Below are 16,052 nucleotides of genomic sequence, written 5' to 3'. Positions count from 1 at the left end.
CTTGGAGAGCCCCTTTGACCTGCGGAAACGTGGGCAAAGGGGCTCTTTTGCGATGCTGGTCAGGGTGCTGGCGGCGCGGGCCGGGCAGCGAGCCAGATGCCTGCGGTGACCGTGCAGGCCAGGGCGAGGCCCGCCAGCGGGACGGCCCAGTGGCCGGCGAAGCTGCTGGCCAGGACCAGGGCGGCACCCACGGGCAGGACGGCGTGCTGGGCGGTGCCGCGCTTGAAGTGGCGTGCGTGCACGGCCCAGGTCGTGATCATGAACAGGGCCGTCGGCACGGTGACGGCGAGGGACGCCGAGAGCGTCGAGATGTGGGCGTGGTGGGTGGCCTGCTCGACGGCCACCTCGATGCCCGCGCCGATCGCGGCGGCCGAGCCGAAGATCAGGTAGTGGCTGTAGGCCCAGAGGAACGGGTGCTGGTGGGTGGCCAGGTACTCGTGGATGGGCACGGCGAAGTAGATCCAGAACGCGGCGAAGACGATCAGCAGCCCGCCGGCCGCGATCGGCAGCAGCTCGTCCAGGGCGGCGGACTCGTCCAGGGCCGAGCGCACCGCCACGGTGGCGGCGGCGATGGTCTCGCCGAGCACGATGATGGTGAACAGGCCGTAGCGCTCGGCGATGTGGTGCGGGTGCCAGGTGGTGCGGTAGTGCTGCTCGGCGAAGGCGGGCACCGCGAGGTCGGCGACGGCCAGCGGTACGAACCCCCACCACCAGGCGGCGTCGGGAAGCAACAGCAGGACGACCCAGCCGACCTGCACCACCACGAGCCCGGCGGCGTAGCGCAGGGCGGTCTGCCGGGCGGCCCCCGTCTCACCGCGCGCGGCGCGCAGCCACTGGAACGCGAGCGCCACCCGCATGATCACGTAGCCGATGATGGCGACGGCGTAGTCACCGTGGTCGAAGGCCCGGGGGATCCCGGCGGCGAGCACGAGGACGCCCGCCATCTGTACGAGGGTGGCGAGCCGGTACGGGACGTCGTCGGTGTCGTAGGCCGACGCGAACCACGTGAAGTTCACCCAGGCCCACCAGATGGCGAAGAAGACCAGGAAGTAGCCGCCGATCCCGTGACCTGGGTCTCCTTCGGCGATCGCGTGCACGAGGCGGGCGCCCGCCTGCGCCACCGCGACCACGAAGCACAGGTCGAAGAGCAGCTCCAGCGGGGTCGCCGTGCGGTGGGGCTCGTCGCGGCGCCGGGCCGTCATGGGCACGAGCGGCACCACCGACCGGCCGTGCCCCACGCCCGACGGGGTGTTCTCGCTCATCACCGTGCCTCCCGCTCCCGGGTCCGGCCGCGCGGCGGCCGTTTCCCTCAAGAATGTCCCGGGATGGCAGGGTCCGCAGCCCGTCGGTGAGCGGGCGCTCGAAAGCGTTCACTCGAGCAACCGACGTGGGGCCCGCCTTGAGGTGTCAAGGCGGGCCCCACGTCGGCTTTCGTGGTGTTTTCGCAGGTCAGAGGCGTTTGATGGAGTGGTGTCCGATGGCTGCTGACCCTGGTTCAGATCATTACGCTCGGTCACCGAATCGGCGGTTCAGACGGCGTACGAGCACTCCGGCACCGATGAGGAGGCCGCTCGCGGTGACGAGGGCGACGGTGCTGCCGGGGCCGGTCTGCGGCAGCTCGGGCGGGCGCGAGGTGCTGGGCGACGGGGACGGCGGCTGCGAGGTGGGCGGCCGGGACGTGGGCGGCTGTGACGTCGGCGGGGCGGACGTGGGGGGCTGCGACGTCGGGGGCTGTGACGTGGGCGGCTGCGAGGTGGGCGGCCGCGTCGTCGGGGGCGGGGTCGTGGGCGGCTTCGTCGTGGGCGGCGGAGGCGTCGTGGAGGGGGTGTCGCCGTAGCCGGACGGCCCGTGGTCGTCGCCGTAACCGGAATCCCCGTAGCCGCCGTAGCCGGGCTCTCCGCGGTCGCCGTAGCCGTGTTCGTGCGTGTCGCCTTCGTGCGTGTCGCCGTAGTCGGAACCGTGCGTGCCGTCGTATCCGGAATCCGTCGAGCCGCCGTGGTCCGGGGCGGTCGTGTCCGTGCCGGGGCCGCGGTCGCCGTGTCCGTCGGCCGATGACGGTGGCTCAGCCCGCTTGTCGCCTGCGGGTGATGGGGGCTCGGCCCGCTTGGCGGCGGCGCCGTCGGGTGCCGTGTCGCCTGATGGGGACTCAGCCTTCCGCGCGGACGCCCCCGTTGAGGCGGGCGGTGCCGCGGCGGCGGGTGGCGCGTGCACCTCGGCTGCTCCTGGTGTCTGATCGGCGTCCCCTGCCAGGGCGGTGCCGCACGCGACGCCGACGGCGCAGGCCGTGCCGACGGCCATGGCCACGGCAGCCCCGGACTTTCTCAGAACTCGCATGATCGGATCCCTTCATGCAGACAAGCAGACAATCTGGTTAATCCGCATCCAAACAGGGCACTTTTGCTCCGCCGCCGATGACTCGCGGAAGAGGATGCGTGCCGCTCGTGCCTTCACCCGACCGGAAGACGAGCGGCGGGCATGGGCGGTCGGTGGGGGCCGCCGAGGACGCGTTCGGGGCCGGCCACGGCGGTGGCCGGCCCCGAACGGTGGCGGGAGGGAGGACGCGTCAGTGGTTGCCGGCGCCGTTGCCCGAGAGGATCGGGATGTCGCTGAGGATGTGCGACAGCGGCTCGTCACCCTTGGCCTGCGTCGAGTTCTCGACACACTGCTGGTTCTGCGGGGCGGACAGGACGTTGATGTCCTGGACGGCGACCGGGACCAGGCCGGCGATGGCGCCCGCGTTCAGCTTGGCCGGCAGGCCGATGCAGGGCTTGTTGAGCGAACCCTGGACGATTGACATCTGCGGGCTCATGTTGCCGTGCGTCGCGGAGTTGCCGAACGCCTGCGAAGCGCCGTTGCCACTCTTCGAGGTGGTGCCCGAGTCGTCGCCGATGGCGAGGGCCTGCGGGGCCGCGGCGGCCGACATGCCCGCGACGGACGCGGCGATGGCGGCGGAGGCCAGGACCTTCTTCATGTGGGTTCCCTTCGGAAAGAGGCTCCGTGACGGAGCCGCGTGATGATCAACTGAGTGATGGCGCCGGAGTTGCGCCCCTTGACCTGGTCGGCCCATTAGTGGGCTCATCGCTCAGAACGTGGAATCGTGGAACCGGACGGGGTGTCGTTCGGGTATTACATGAGAGTCGCCCGCGCGTATCCGATGCGACCGCCCGCTGTTTTGCCGGGCGGGCAATCAGGTACGTAGGTCAAGTACGCAAAAGGCGACCGAGTACGTAAGACAGCGAAAGCTTCACGGTGTCGAGGTGAGGGCATGAGCAACCCTGGCGGAAAGTGGCAGAGACAGGGTGTCATTCCGGTCAGCAGGCGATCCTCGGAATGCCGGGTGGAGCCGATCTACGAATCGCTGCTGAGCAAGTGGAGTGCTCAGGGAAAGACAGTTCCGGGCCGACCCGATCAGGAGTGGCAGAAGCTCGTGGGACGTGACTTCTGGCCGCGGCCCTGAGCCGGCCCGGGCCCCGTGCGGGGCGGTCACAGCGGCTCGTCGCCCTTGGCCTGCGTCGAGTTCTCGACACACTGCTGGTTCTGCGGCGCCGACAGGATCGGGATGTCCTGGACGGCGACCGGGACCACGCCGACGAGCGAGCCCACGTTGGCCTTGGCAGGCAGGCCGATGCAGGGCTTGTTGAACGAGCCCTGGATGAGCGCCATCTGCGGGCTCATGTTGCCGTGCGTGGCGAAGTTGCCGAACTCCTGCGAAGCGCCGTTGCCGCTCGCAGAGGTCGTGCCGTGGTCGTTGCCGATGGCGCTCGCGGTGGGTGCGAGTGCGGCCGTCATACCTACTGCGGAAGCGGTGACCGCGGTGGCGGCCATAACCTTCTTGAGCACAGGATTTCCCTTCTGATGAGCCCCGTCTCCGCCCCTTCCAGGAGCACTTTGGGTAACTGTCGCTATGGCCAGTGGTTGCTCCTGTTCACTCGGATGGCCCATGCCGGGAATATGAATCTCCTACTTCCTCGCAGAGATGGGGGAAGGCAGAAGAAATGACAAAAGGATTGGGGTGGTGCGATCAGCTGATTTCTTTCCGGCAGACGCGTTGTCAGAGCGGTGTCGAGTTCCCTCCGGGAAAAAGATCCGATGGAGTGAATGTGCGCAACCGCGCGCCCTGTCGGCCTGTTGAACCGAGCTGAAGCAAGCCGTGTCTCTGTCCAGGAAAAGGAACAGGAAATGCTTAAGAAGTCAATGGCAGCGGCCGCGGTCGCCGCGTCCGTCGTCGGAATGTCTGCCGCCGCCGCGCCCACCGCGCTGGCCATTGGTGACGACAACGGCACCCACTCGATGAGCGGCAACGACGCCAAGTCGCCGTCCAGGACATCCCGATCCTGTCGGCGCCGCAGAACCAGCAGTGTGTCGAGAACTCGACGCAGGCCAAGGGCGACGAGCCGCTGTCGCACATCCTGGACGACATCTCGGCGCTGTCCGGCAACGGTGTGAACAACGGCTGATCCACCGCGTGATCCGGGGCCGCCCGGGCCGTCCGCACCCCGCTTTCGGGGGCGGCGGTCCGGGCGGTCTTTTGCGTGCGGTGGGTATTCAACTCGCCCCGCCTCAGGGGACCTTGGCGTGCTGAGCCAATGCTGAGTCAATCGAGTGAAATTCCGAATCGCGGCACCGTCTCGGTTTCTTCGGCCGATTCCCCTCGTTAACAGGACTCAGGTCACGGTGCGGGAAGCAAATATTGACCGCCCGGTTTCTGCCGCCGTATAGGCGTGACCCGACAGAAGGGAAATGTTGTGAAGCTCAAAAAGAGCGCGGCCATCGTCGCGGGCGCGGTTCTGGCTCTGGGTGTGGCTTCCCCGGCGTTCGCGGACGCCGACGCCAAGGGTGGCGCGCACGGCTCCCCGGGTGTGCTGTCCGGCAACGTCATCCAGGTTCCCGTCCACGTTCCCGTCAACGTGTGCGGCAACAGCGCCAACCTGTTCGCGCTGCTGAACCCGGCGTTCGGCAACACCTGCGTCAACGACTGACGCAGCCAGCCCAGCTGTTCAGGCTGCGCCTTCGCCGGCCTTGGCGGACCACTCGGTGCCAAGGCCGGCTCCACCGCACAGAGAGATCACTAGATTGCGACAGGCCCTCAGTAAAGGAATGCTCTCCGCCGCCGCGGCGTCGAGCATCCTGTCTCTGTCTGGCACCTCCGCCCTCGCGGCTGACGCGAGCGGAGCGGCCCACGGTTCTCCCGGCCTCCTGTCGGGCAACAGCGTGCAGGCCCCGGTGGAAGTGCCGGTGAACGTCTGCGGCAACACCGCCGATGCTGCGGCAGGACTCAACCCGGCGAGCGGCAACAGCTGCGCGAGCTCGGGGCGGTCGGCCCCGCCGGAGCGTGCCGCCGCCCGTGCGCAGCAGGCACCGACGGCGCCCGCCCGTGAGACCAAGACGCCCGCTCGCGAGGCGACGAAGCCTGCCCGTGAAGCGGCCAAGCCCGCCCGCGAGGTGGCGAAGCCCGCCCGCGCCGAGCGGAAGGCGGCGCCCGCGCAGGAACGGAAGTCGTCGGCGACGCCCGCGTACGGGGAGCACTCGGCAGCGTCTGATCGCACTGACCGTGCCGATCGTGCCGACCGCTCCACCCAGCGCGCGACGGCGCACCCGGCCCCGCGGCAGGAGTCCCGGCCGCACGCCCCCCGGCACGCGGCCCCCCGGCAGGAAGCCCCGCGCCCCCAGACCCCTGCCGTCAAGCACGCTCCCAAGCACGCCGCCAAGCCTGCTCCTCAGCCTGCCCCCGAGCCCGCCGTGCGGCCCGCCGCCGAGTCCGAGGCCAAGCCCGCCGCCATGACGCCGCCCCCAGCGCCCCGGCCCGCCGCCGCGGGCGCCACGGCCACGGGTGAGGCCTCGCACTCGCCGGGTCTCCTGTCGGGCAACCTCGGGCAGCTGCCCCTTGAGCCCGTGCTGAACCTCTGCGGCAACACCGCGGACCTCGTCGCGGCCCTCAACCCGGCCTTCGGCAACCGTTGCGAGGAGCACGCGACGCCCACCCCGCCGAAGGAGCAGCCGCCGCTGCCGCCGCGCGGGAAGCCCCCGGTCCGCCCCGCCGAGCCCACGGCGCCGGAACCGAAGGCTCCGCCCCGGTCGGTGACGCCGCCCGAGGCCCCCGAGCCGGTGCGCGAGGCCAAGCCGCCCGCGCCCCGGGCCGACGCCGTCCCCGCTCCCCGGGCACAGCTCGCGCGGACGGGCGCGGAGCCGGGCCTCCTCGGCCTCGCCGCGGCGAGCACCGCGCTCCTCGGCGCAGGCGCGATCCTCTACCGGCGCGGCCGCGCCACGGCCCGGCCGTAACCGACGTCCGCCGGACGTTCCAACCGAGCGTCGCCACGTGAAGCGTGGGGCGCCGACCCCGACCGGGTCGGCGCCCCACGCTTCACGCGTTCCCGAGCCGCTCCGGCTCCCGTACGCCCGTCCGTGACGCCGGTACCGCCCGCTCGCGTACGCGCTCACGCAGGCGCCGTACGACATTGCGGCCCCACAGGCTGCGCAGGGCCGTGCCGGGGGCGCGGTCGTCCGGGGCGTGCCAGGCCAGCTCCCGCGCCGTGCTCTGGCGGGGAAGGAGCGCGGTCAGCGGGGCGTAGTTCTCCACCAGGAAGGTGCGGCCGGGCACGGGCCGCGGGGCGGACAGGGGGCGGTGCGTCAGGTCCAGGTGCAGCGCGCGCACCACGTCGAGCTCGGCGCCGTCCGCGAAGAGCCGGAACTGGGCGCCGGGACGCGGGTTGAAGTCGAGCAGGTGGTACGTGCCGGTCGCGGCGTCCTGGCGGAAGTCGAGGTCGAAGACGCCCCGGTAGCCGACCCTCGTCACGAGCCGCACGGCAAGGGCCTCCAGGGCGGGGTTGGGCACCCACTCGCCGCGCACGGTGATCCCTGCCGCGCGGGGCCAGGCGCGCAGCTTGCGCCCCGTGCCGCCGCCGTGCACGCGGCCGTCGCGGCCCACGTAGCCGTGCACGAACCAGTCGGCGCCGTCGCCCGCCGCCACGAAGGCCTGGAGCAGCAGCGGGCTGCCCGCCTCCGCGCCGCGCTCGAACAGGGCCGCGGCCTCGCCGGGGGAGCGGACGACGACCGTGCTGTGCAGGCCCGCGTCGCGCGGCAGGCACCAGGGGCGGCTCCACTTGGCCACCGCCGCCGGGCCGAGGCTGCGGGCGACCGCCTCGGCCCGGCCCGCCGAGTCCGGCAGTTCCGTCCTCGGATGCGGCACTCCGGCGCTCGCGCACAGCTCGGCGAGCGCCGCCTTGTCCGCCACGCTCTCCGCCGTACCGGACGCCATCGCGGGCAGCAGGAACCGGTCGCCCAGCTCGGTCCGCAGGGCGCTGACGGCCAGGGAGCCCGCGTCGTCCAGGGGAATGAGGACGGCGGGCCCGCGCAGCGTCGCGGCGACGCGGAGCAGCGCGGCGGCCACCTCCGCCGGGGGCGCGGAGGGCGCGGGCGGCGGGTGCATCCGGTGCAGATAACGCGAGCGGGCCACCGGGCTATGCGCATCGGCGGCGACCAGGTGCACCTCCACTCCCGCACGCCCCAGGGAGCGCACCGCGCCCAGCGTTCCGTGATGGAAGGAATTCCTGTCGATCCGCAGCAGGACCGCGGGGATGCGTGTATCCAGACGCTGCACTTTCGCCCTTACTGTTCGATCGCCCAAAGGGGCGATCTGTCGGCGCGGAGGGTTAGAAGCTCGATTGGCGCAATAAACATAAAAATGACTGAGCGTCAGTAGGCGGGGGCGGAATCGAGGAGCAGGCATGAGGACCCGACACAGTCATCGACGCGGTAAACGCGCGGTCTTTATCGCCGCCGGAGTCATTATGTCGGCCGTGCTGGCCGCCGGGCCGGGGTACACGGTGGATGTCCGGCGCGCCGACGAACCGCCGCCGCCCGCCCCGCCCGTGCCGGCCGCTCCCGCGACTCCCGCGACCCCAGCGACTCCCGCGACCCCGGCAACCCCGGCGGCTCCCGAGACGCCGACGACTCCGGCCACCCCCGTGAGCCCTGCCAGCCCCGTCCCCGCGAGCCCCGCCGCTCCCCAGCCGCCCGCCGCGCCCGCCGTGCCGTCGCCCGCCGACAGCGCCCGGGTGAGCAACTTCGGCGCGTACGTCGACTACGGCTCGCGCGGCCCCCGCCGGATCGAGGAGCTCAGCCAGTGGCTCGGCGGCGCGAAGCTGCGGGTCGGGCACACGTACCTGCCGGGGGACCGGTGGAGCAACATCGAGGGCGCGCCCACCTTCCTGGAGAGCTGGGCGGACTGGCGCAAGGAGCGGGACGACCGGCTCTTCGTGCTGAACGTGCCGATGCTCGACCGCAACGAGGAGGGCGTCGGCGACTACGCGGTGCGCTCGCTGCTGCGCCGGGGCGCGGCGGGCGAGTTCGACGAGCACTACCGGGTGCTCGCGCGGCGCCTGGTCGACCTCGGGGTGCCGGACACGGTCCTCGTCCTCGGCTGGGAGATGAACGGCATCACGTACACGCACCGGTGCGCTCCCGACCCGGCGTCCTGGAAGGCGTACTGGAAGCGCATCGTCACGGCCATGCGCGCGGTGCCGGGGCAGAAGTTCAAGTTCGACTTCACGCCGAGCCGCGGCCGGGACGCCGTTCCCTGGACCGAGTGCTACCCCGGTGACGACGTCGTCGACATCATCGGCATGGACTCGTACGACCAGCCGCGGGGCATGGCGTTCGACGAGCAGGTGAGCGAGCCGTACGGGCTCCAGCACCACGTCGAGTTCGCGGCGGAGCACAAGAAGGCCATCTCGTATCCCGAGTGGGGCCTGTTCCGCAACGGCGACAACGCGGAGTACATGCGCCGCATGCTGGCCTGGATGGACGAGAAGGAGCCGCTCTACAACACCATCACCGACTACTGCCCACACGGTGTGTGGCAGTGCTCCACCAACCCCAAGTCCTCGCGGGTCTACCGCGAACTCCTCACCGGACGCGGGGACACGCCGCCCGAGCCGACCGAGCCGACACCGGCCGCGTGCTCGCCGCTGGACCTGGGCGACTGGGTCGAGTACTGGCTGGGAGGCAAGCTGTGCCTGCGCTTCGACTGGTGGCGCAGGGACCGCTGAGGCGGGCCGCACGATCGGTCGCGGTGGCGCGGACCTACTCGGGGGCCGCGTCACCGCGACGCTCACGCCGGGCGTCGAGCGCCCGCTTGCCCCAGCGGCGGGCGGCCGCCGAGGTGGCGGCCGCGGCGAGCAGCGGGGCCGTGCCGGTACGGGCCAGCAGATAGCGGCGGTTGACGACCGGGTCGGGCCGCCAGTGCCGCTTGTAGGGCTCGGTGCCGCGCAACAGGCTGAGCGTGCGGGGCCGTTCGCCCGCGGTGTGCCGGGTGCAGGCGTCCAGGAGCATGGTCGCCACGTCCGCCTTGCGCTCCCGCAGCAGCGGATGCGCGCCGTACAGATAGCCCCCGGCCAGACCGCCGGACAGGAGCGTCAGGTCCGCCGCCATCACCTCGCCGTCCAGACGGAACTCGGTGACGACCGCCTCGCCCGCGGCCACCATGGGCCGCACCGACCGGATCAGGTGCTCGCGGAAGCGCGGCCGCAGGTGCTCGCTCGTCACCTTCCGCCCCTGCCACTGGAGTTGGTGGAGCCGCAGCAGCGTCCGCAGGGACTCCGGTACGTCCTCCGCGGGTACGACGTGTGACTCCACGCCGAGCTTCGCGAGTTTGCGCAGCTTGGCGCGGGTGCGCTGGGCCCGGGGCGTCGGCAGCCGGGCGAGCAGCTCTTCCATGGGCAGCGGCGGGAGTTCGAGGCAGGGCGAGTCGTCCACGACGTGGCGCGGCCCGCGCCAGCGCGCGTACACACGCTCCACGCAGCCGCCCGGGCGGACCTCGCGGAAGTCGAGCAGGGCGCCGCGCGCCAGACCCGCGAGGCCTTCGGTCAGGGCGCGCAGGCCGTCCCCCGCCGCCTCGTCGAGCAGGACGTCGGTGAAGTCGGAGATGGCGCCGCCCAGCGGCGTGAGCACGGGCAGCGGACCGCGCGACCGCATGAGGGGCGCGGCCGCGACCAGTTCCTCGCCGTCCCGGACCAGCAGGACCCGCAGCCGTCCCCGCGTGCCGTACGACTGCCACCAGGAGGACAGCCAGGCGTGGCTCTGGAACGGCGTCGCCGCGTGGCACGACCGGTAGAGCCGTCCCCACGGCGCGCCCAGGCGCTCGAACTCCTCTTCCCGTACGCAGAGTTCCACGGTCATCCGTCTGCCCGCCGCCGTCACACCGCGTCCCCGGCCAGGACCGGCGTCGGCGCGGGCACGGCCGCCGTGCCCGCACGGGCCGCGGGGCGCCGGGGCCGCACCAGGAGGGCGAGTCCGCCGAGGAGGCCGCCCGCGCTGGTGCCGACCAGGGCGCTGACCGGCGTCGACACCGACGAGGGCGCGGTGGGCCGCAGCGCGCGGGAGAACGGAAGGAGTTTGATCTGGGTGCTCTTCTTGGCGTGGTTGGCGCTGACCGTGAGGGAGCGGGCCACGGCGTTGGCGGTGAGCGCGGCCTCGCCCGGGTGGGACGAGGACGCGGTGATGGCGATCATCGGCGCGTCCGGCGAGGTCGCCACGCGCACGCTGTCCTTGAGCCGCGTGGCCGACATGCCCGCCGCGACCTGGGCGTCGCCGAGGACGGCCAGCTGGGTCGCGACCCGGCCGTAGGCCTGCGCGTAGCCGAGCGCCGCCGCCGGGTCCGAGCGGTCCTGCGGTACGGCGATGACGTAGCTGGTCGCCGAGTACTGCGGGGTCTGCAGGACGCCGTACGCGCCGCCCGCGGTGGCGCCGAGCAGCGCGCAGGCGGGCAGGGGCCACCAGCGCGGCAGCCGGGTCAGTCGGGCGCGAGCGCCGTCGAGCCGGGCGGGGAAGGGGTTACGCATCGAAGGTCACCTCAGAGGTCGAGCCGGAGAGGGCCGACTCATAGACGTTCATCAGCTGCCCGGCGCTGCGGGCGATGCTGTAGTGGTGGGCGGCGGGCGGTGCCGTGCGGGCCGCGGTGCCGCGCGGGCGCAGCGTGTGCAGGGCACGGGCGAGGGAGTCCGGGTCGCTCGCGCAGGGCATGGCGAGGCCGCGCTCGGCGCAGGGCCGGGCGTCGATGGCCGGGCAGTCGGCGTAGAGCACGGGAAGCCCGCTGGCCAGGCCCTCCAGGAGAGCGAGCCCGAAGGCCTCCTCGGGCGACGGCGAGGCGAGCGCGTCCATGGCCGACAGGAGCGCGGGCAGGTCGGTGCCGTCCGACGGGGTGACGTCGGGCTCGTGCCGGGCCTCCCCCGCGAACCGCACGCGGCCCGTGATCCGCAGCCGCTCGGCGAGGCCCCGCAGCTCGGCCTCCTGCGGCCCCGTGCCGACGAGGACGGCCACGACGTCTCCCGGGAGCTGGGCGACGGCGCGCAGCAGCACGTCGAAGCGCTTGCCGGGCGTGAGGCGGCCCACTCCCCCGACGACATAAGCGTCTTCCGGCAGGTCCAGGCGGCGACGGGCGGTCGCGCGGGTGGCGGGGTCGTAGCGGAAGCGGTCCGCGTCGATGCCGTTCGGTACGACGCTGATGCGCTGCCGGGGCACGCCCCAGCGGTGCAGGCGCCGGGCGACGGCGGGCGATACGGCGACGGTGACGCGGCCGAGGCGTTCCCCGGCGAGGTACAGGGCGCGCACGCCGCCCGTCAGGGGGCGTCCCTCCATCTGTGACTCGCCCAGCGAGTGCTCGGTGGCCACCACCGCGCGAACGCCCGCGATGCGGGCGGCGATCCGGCCGTACAGACAGGCCCGGTACAGATGGGTGTGGACCACGTCGTAGTGCCCTGCGCGGATCAGCTTGGTGAGGCGGGGCAGAGCGGACAGATCGCGGTTGCCGGTCATGCCGAGGTGGGTGACGCGGGTGCCCTCGGCCATGATCTGGCGGGCGACCGAGCCGGGGTTGGTGAGCGTGACGACATCGCAGCTGGCGGGCAAGTGCCGCAGCAGCAACCGCAGTTGCTGCTCGGCGCCGCCCATGCCGAGGCCGGTGATGACGTGCAGGGCCCTCACGGTTTCACCGCCCCGGGGGGTGCGGCCGCTGTGGTGGACGTACCACGAGAGTTTGACGTGTCGCGGGCGTTCGGGGTGCCGTGAGGGTCGGCCGACGCACCGGCCGATGTTTCACGTGGAACACGCGGCGTGGTTTCACGTGAAACACGTGGGGCTGTTTCACGTGAAACATGCCCGCAGGGCACCCCCGCCGAAGAGCCCCCCGCCGTCGGCAGCATCCTTCCCCGCCTGCGGTTCAGCCGCTCCTTGAGCCACAGTCGTACGCCGATGTCCCGCTGCCCGATGTGGACGCGCGGCAGGGTGAAGTCCCCGGCGAGGGGGCCGGGGTCGATGGCGCAGGCGTAGCGGTACCCGGCCGCACGGACCGCGTCACGGACCCGGGTGTCGACGTACCCGTACGGATAGCAGAAGCCGTCCACGGGAGCGCCGATGAGCTGGACGAGGGCGGTGCGGCTGCCCGCGATCTCGTGCTGGAGCTGCTCGTCATCGGCCTGCGTGAGGTCCACATGGGTCAGGCTGTGCGAGGCCACCTCCATGCCGCTGTCGTGTGCGGCGCGGATGCCGGTGGCGCCGAGCAGGGGCTTGCGCGGGCCCAGCGGGTCCCAGGCGTTGTCCCCGTCCAGGCGCCCGGGCAGGACGAAGAGCGTGGCGGTGCAGCCGTGGCGGCGGAGCAGCGGCAGGGCGTGGTCCACGAAGTCCTGGTAGCCGTCGTCGAAGGTGAGGCCGACGAGCCCGTCGGCGCGGCCCTCGGTGCGGGCGCGCAGCAGCTCGGCCATGGACACCCCGGTGAGGCCGCGGCGGCGCAGCCCGGCGAGCTGGGCGTCGAGACGCTCGGGGGTGACGGTGATCTGGTACGGGTCGTCGGGGCAGCGGTCCACGGAGTGGTACATCGCGATCCACGCCCGTGTGGAGGCGGCGCGGGGGGCGGGTCTGGTGTCAGCGGTCATGACGCGAAGCCAGCTTTCGTAGGGCGGGGCCGAGGGCGGAGACGGCGGAGACCAGCGGGCCGACGCGCAAGGACCAGCCCACCAGGACGAAGGTCAGGAGCACGGTCGGGCCGCAGGCCAGCAGGGCGGGTACCGGTGCGGTCAGTGAGCGTGCGCAGAGCGCGCCGAGAAGCGTCGCGACGGCGGCGGCGAGGACGAGCCCGGAGAGCTCCGCGACGACCTTGGGGATGCGGATGGGAACCGTGCGCGGACCCATGCCGCGCAGCAGCAGCGTGGCGGTGAGGCAGATGCCGATGGCGTTGGAGGCGGCGATCCCGTACACCCCGAAGGTGCCGACGCTCAGCACGCCGAGGCCGGCCGTGGCGACGATGCCGAGACCCATCGCGCTCACCGGCGCCCAGGTGACGCGGCCGCCCGCGAAGTACGAGCGGGCGAGGGCACCGACGAGGGTGTGGCCGAGCAGCCCCATCGAGTACACGCGCATGACGGAGGCCGTGGCGGCGGTGTCCTCGGAGGTGAACGCGCCGCGCTCGAAGAGGAGTTGGATGATCGGGTGCGCCCCGGCGACCACGGCGGCCGCGCCGAGCAGCACCACGCACCCGGCCACCACGACGTCCCGCTCCACACGGTCCCGCGCCTTGAGGGTCTGCCCCTCGGCCTGCGCCCGGGCCAGGACGGGGAAGGTGACGGTGCACAGCATGAGGGCCAGAGCCATCGGCATCTGCGCGACCTTCTGCGCGTAGTTCAGGTGCGAGATGGCGCCGCCGGGCAGCGACGAGGCCAGGAACCGCTCGATGAGGACCTGCGACTGGCGGCACAGCGCGAAGAGCAGCACGGTCCAGATGACCGTGGTCCGCAGCCGCGTGGAGGGCGCCTCGGCAAGGGTCCGGGCCGAGCCCGTTCCGCGGCCGTGCCGCAACTGCCGCAGCAGTGACGGAACTTGCGCGACCACCATCAGCGCGCCGCCCACCGCGACCCCCGCCGCCGCGGCCCGGACCCCCCAGCGCGCGGCGAGCAGGGCGAGCGTGGCGATGATGGCCGCGTTGTAGACGACGTAGATCGTGGCGGGCACGGTGTAGCGCTGGTGGGCGCGGAGCGCGGCGCTGCAGTAGCCCGCGAGGCCGAACGAGAAGGCGCAGGTCGCCGTGAGTCGCGTGCAGTCCACGGCAAGGCCCTGGTCCGGCAGGCCGGGCGCCAGGGCCGCCACCACCCAGGGTGCCGCGAGGGCGAGGACCAGGGCGGCGGCCGCGAAGCACAGACACATCCGGGGCAGCGAAGCGGCGACCAGGGCACGCACGGGGTCGCGCCCCGTGCCGCGCCCGCGCTGTGCCAGGGCCAGGCTGAACGCCGGTACGAGGAAGAAGGCCAGGCCGTCCTCGATGAGGAGCGTGGCCGCCATCTCCGGCACGGTCCAGGCCACCAGGAAGGCGTCGGTGTCGGTGCCCGCGCCGAAGAAGTGCGCGAGCGCCTGGTCCCGCGCGAGCCCGAGCAGCGACCCGGCGACGGACAGGGCGGCGGTGACGAGCGCGGCCCTGGCGAGGAAGCTGCCACCCCGCGCGGGTCCGGCGCCACCGGGATCCTCTGCCTGGTCGGCGGGCGGCACCGCCCCATGACCGGCAGAGCCCGCGGGAACCGCCCGCACCGCCTCGTCGGGGGAATCCGCTCGCGGGTGTACGTCGACGGGAGCCTCCCCGGGAGCCCGCAGTGCTCCCGTGTCCCCACCCCCGGAGGCCGTGATCATGGCGTCGGCACCTCCCGCCGGCGCATGTGGTCGCCGACCCCCCACCAGGCGGCGACCCCGAGGACGACGGCCGTGAGCACCGTCGAGGGCCCGCCGATGTCGGCGTACAGGAAGTCGACCAGCTGCCACACGAGGAGGCCGCAGGCCAGGAGCGCGCAGTCGAGTCGGTCACCGGCCGCGACGGCGGGCCGCGCCCGCGTGCGGGCCCAGCGGCGCAGTCCGCACACCAGGAGGCCCACCCAGCAGCCCGCGAGGGCGCACAGGCCGAGCAGCCCCTGCTCGCTGAGGATCAGCAGGTACATGTTGTGCGGGGAGAGCAGCGGCTGGCGGGCGAAGCCGTGGCCCGCGCCCGCGGTGTCGCTGCCGGAGGAGAGCGCGACCGAGGCGTGGCTGTCGCGGTACTCGGGGAAGCCCTTGAGGCCCACGCCGGTGACCGGGCGCTCGCGCCACATGGCGACGGACGCGGCCCACATCGTGTACCGGTCGGTGACCGACTGGTCGGGCGCGTCGGCGACTTCGGTGATGCTGCCCAGGCGCTGTTGCAGCATCTGCGAGCCCACTCCGAAGCCGCCGACGAGGACCACGGCCGCGGCGGTCGCGGCGAGCAGCACGCGCAGCGCCCGCCGCACCCCGGCGAGCACCAGGACCACGCCGCAGGCCGCCGCCGTGGCGATCCAGGCACCCCGGCTGAAGGACAGGGCGAGCGGCACGAGCAGCAGGGCCGCGCAGGTGACCGCGGCGGCCCGCTGCCGGGGCGCGCCGTCGCGGAAGGCGAGGGCGAGGGCGCAGACCACTCCGAAGGACACGACGGTGGCCATCCCCATGACGTCCGTCGGCCCGAAGGTCCCGACCGCGCGGATGTCCTCGCCCATGTACGAGGCGCCGGTCCCGGTGGCGTACTGGTGCACGCCGAGCCCGCCTTGCCACCCCGCGAGCCCGACGAACGACCAGGCCACCAGGCGTACGTCACGGCCGTCCCGGAGCAGCGAGAGGACGGCGAGCGGCACCAGGACGAAGACCTGGAGGTAGCGGGCGGCCCCGGCGAGCGCGGCGCCACCGGTCGGCGCGGCGCACGCGGCGACCGTCACACCGACCACGGGCAGACCGAACAGGAGCGCCGCGGTCCGTGTCAGCGGGCGCCGCGCGGAGCGCACGGCGGTCAGGACGCACAGCACCACGACGAGCCCGGAGGCCACGTCGGCGACCGTGATCTGCGGGCCGTCGCCGGAGCCCCCTGCGGGCACCGGGAGCGCGAGCAGCGCCACGACGGCGACGACGGGCAGCACGGGCGCGGCCCGCCGCACGGCGGGCGCGAGGACCGTGAGGAACGGCGGAGCGGCGGCGGGCGGCGGCGCCAGCGCGTGATCAGCGGTGGGCACCGTGCC

Annotated in this window: 13 protein-coding genes and 2 pseudogenes; 4 read left to right on the top strand and 11 right to left on the bottom strand. The window is 73.0% G+C overall.

Annotated elements, in window-relative coordinates; translation table 11 throughout:
• Positions 1-59: 59 nt before the first annotated feature.
• From IG74_RS0130630 to IG74_RS0130610, 4 genes are all read right to left on the bottom strand, one after another.
• Positions 60-1,262 (bottom strand): low temperature requirement protein A, encoded by a 1,203-nt coding sequence (locus tag IG74_RS0130630; protein WP_037826288.1) that lies wholly within the window; start codon positions 1,260-1,262, stop codon positions 60-62.
• Between the two features lie 241 nt (positions 1,263-1,503).
• Entirely contained in the window at positions 1,504-2,334 is an 831-nt protein-coding gene (locus IG74_RS52855) for an LPXTG cell wall anchor domain-containing protein (RefSeq protein WP_199818902.1), read from the bottom strand.
• A 229-nt stretch (positions 2,335-2,563) separates the two neighbouring features.
• On the bottom strand, positions 2,564-2,971 hold the full coding sequence (locus IG74_RS0130615) for a rodlin (protein WP_030684010.1): 408 nt from the start codon (positions 2,969-2,971) through the stop codon (positions 2,564-2,566).
• A 512-nt stretch (positions 2,972-3,483) separates the two neighbouring features.
• Positions 3,484-3,840 (bottom strand): rodlin, encoded by a 357-nt coding sequence (locus tag IG74_RS0130610; protein WP_030684009.1) that lies wholly within the window; start codon positions 3,838-3,840, stop codon positions 3,484-3,486.
• A gap of 339 nt (positions 3,841-4,179) precedes the next feature.
• Here IG74_RS0130610 and IG74_RS53610 point away from each other — a divergent pair.
• From IG74_RS53610 to IG74_RS54455, 3 genes and pseudogenes are all read left to right on the top strand, one after another.
• Positions 4,180-4,457: pseudogene (locus IG74_RS53610) on the top strand (rodlin).
• A 264-nt stretch (positions 4,458-4,721) separates the two neighbouring features.
• Positions 4,722-4,979, top strand: a complete 258-nt coding sequence (locus IG74_RS0130605; RefSeq protein ID WP_030684007.1) for a chaplin — start codon at positions 4,722-4,724, stop codon at positions 4,977-4,979.
• 118 nt (positions 4,980-5,097) lie between these two features.
• Positions 5,098-6,279, top strand: coding sequence for a chaplin (locus tag IG74_RS54455; protein ID WP_051855671.1), 1,182 nt, complete (start codon positions 5,098-5,100; stop codon positions 6,277-6,279).
• 82 nt (positions 6,280-6,361) lie between these two features.
• Here IG74_RS54455 and IG74_RS0130590 read toward each other — a convergent pair whose 3' ends face one another.
• On the bottom strand, positions 6,362-7,597 hold the full coding sequence (locus tag IG74_RS0130590) for an ATP-grasp domain-containing protein (protein ID WP_158857834.1): 1,236 nt from the start codon (positions 7,595-7,597) through the stop codon (positions 6,362-6,364).
• 127 nt (positions 7,598-7,724) lie between these two features.
• On the opposite strand from IG74_RS0130590, the gene IG74_RS0130585 reads away from it, so the two are divergent.
• Positions 7,725-9,047, top strand: coding sequence for a glycoside hydrolase family 26 protein (locus IG74_RS0130585; RefSeq protein ID WP_030684003.1), 1,323 nt, complete (start codon positions 7,725-7,727; stop codon positions 9,045-9,047).
• Positions 9,048-9,081: 34 nt separating this feature from the next.
• Here the strand turns inward: IG74_RS0130585 and IG74_RS0130580 are convergent, their stop codons facing one another.
• The 6 genes and pseudogenes from IG74_RS0130580 to IG74_RS0130555 all read right to left on the bottom strand — a co-directional run bounded on the left by IG74_RS0130580 (position 9,082) and on the right by IG74_RS0130555 (position 16,046).
• A complete protein-coding gene (locus IG74_RS0130580) occupies positions 9,082-10,176 on the bottom strand; it encodes a GNAT family N-acetyltransferase (RefSeq protein ID WP_030684002.1) in 1,095 nt (364 codons plus the stop codon).
• 17 nt (positions 10,177-10,193) lie between these two features.
• Entirely contained in the window at positions 10,194-10,838 is a 645-nt protein-coding gene (locus tag IG74_RS0130575; protein ID WP_037826279.1) for an LPS biosynthesis protein, read from the bottom strand.
• Positions 10,831-11,979, bottom strand: coding sequence for a glycosyltransferase (locus IG74_RS0130570; RefSeq protein WP_030683998.1), 1,149 nt, complete (start codon positions 11,977-11,979; stop codon positions 10,831-10,833). The genes IG74_RS0130575 and IG74_RS0130570 overlap by 8 nt, the downstream gene beginning before the upstream one ends.
• A gap of 218 nt (positions 11,980-12,197) precedes the next feature.
• Positions 12,198-12,926, bottom strand: a pseudogene (locus tag IG74_RS0130565) (polysaccharide deacetylase family protein); the annotation flags it as partial.
• Entirely contained in the window at positions 12,916-14,667 is a 1,752-nt protein-coding gene (murJ, locus tag IG74_RS0130560) for a lipid II flippase MurJ (protein WP_078869139.1), read from the bottom strand. The gene murJ and the pseudogene IG74_RS0130565, both read right to left, overlap by 11 nt.
• The gene (locus IG74_RS0130555) at positions 14,664-16,046 is read right to left on the bottom strand and encodes an O-antigen ligase family protein (protein WP_420709962.1); all 1,383 of its coding nucleotides are present in this window, start codon (positions 16,044-16,046) and stop codon (positions 14,664-14,666) included. The genes murJ and IG74_RS0130555 overlap by 4 nt, the downstream gene beginning before the upstream one ends.
• Positions 16,047-16,052 lie beyond the last annotated feature (6 nt).

It is taken from the genome of Streptomyces sp. NRRL B-1347 (assembly GCF_000720325.1).
Lineage (GTDB): Bacteria > Actinomycetota > Actinomycetes > Streptomycetales > Streptomycetaceae > Streptomyces.
This window is presented reverse-complemented; position numbering and strand designations above follow the sequence as displayed.

What these genes read in the sequence shown, in the direction of transcription:
- IG74_RS54455 (WP_051855671.1), top strand. Translation starts at nt 5,098, where the DNA reads ATGCTCTCCGCCGCCGCGGCGTCGAGCATCCTGTCTCTGTCTGGCACC.
- murJ (WP_078869139.1), bottom strand. Translation starts at nt 14,667, where the DNA reads ATGATCACGGCCTCCGGGGGTGGGGACACGGGAGCACTGCGGGCTCCC.
- IG74_RS0130575 (WP_037826279.1), bottom strand. Translation starts at nt 10,838, where the DNA reads ATGCGTAACCCCTTCCCCGCCCGGCTCGACGGCGCTCGCGCCCGACTG.
- IG74_RS0130630 (WP_037826288.1), bottom strand. Translation starts at nt 1,262, where the DNA reads ATGAGCGAGAACACCCCGTCGGGCGTGGGGCACGGCCGGTCGGTGGTG.
- IG74_RS52855 (WP_199818902.1), bottom strand. Translation starts at nt 2,334, where the DNA reads ATGCGAGTTCTGAGAAAGTCCGGGGCTGCCGTGGCCATGGCCGTCGGC.
- IG74_RS0130580 (WP_030684002.1), bottom strand. Translation starts at nt 10,176, where the DNA reads ATGACCGTGGAACTCTGCGTACGGGAAGAGGAGTTCGAGCGCCTGGGC.
- IG74_RS0130615 (WP_030684010.1), bottom strand. Translation starts at nt 2,971, where the DNA reads ATGAAGAAGGTCCTGGCCTCCGCCGCCATCGCCGCGTCCGTCGCGGGC.
- IG74_RS0130585 (WP_030684003.1), top strand. Translation starts at nt 7,725, where the DNA reads ATGAGGACCCGACACAGTCATCGACGCGGTAAACGCGCGGTCTTTATC.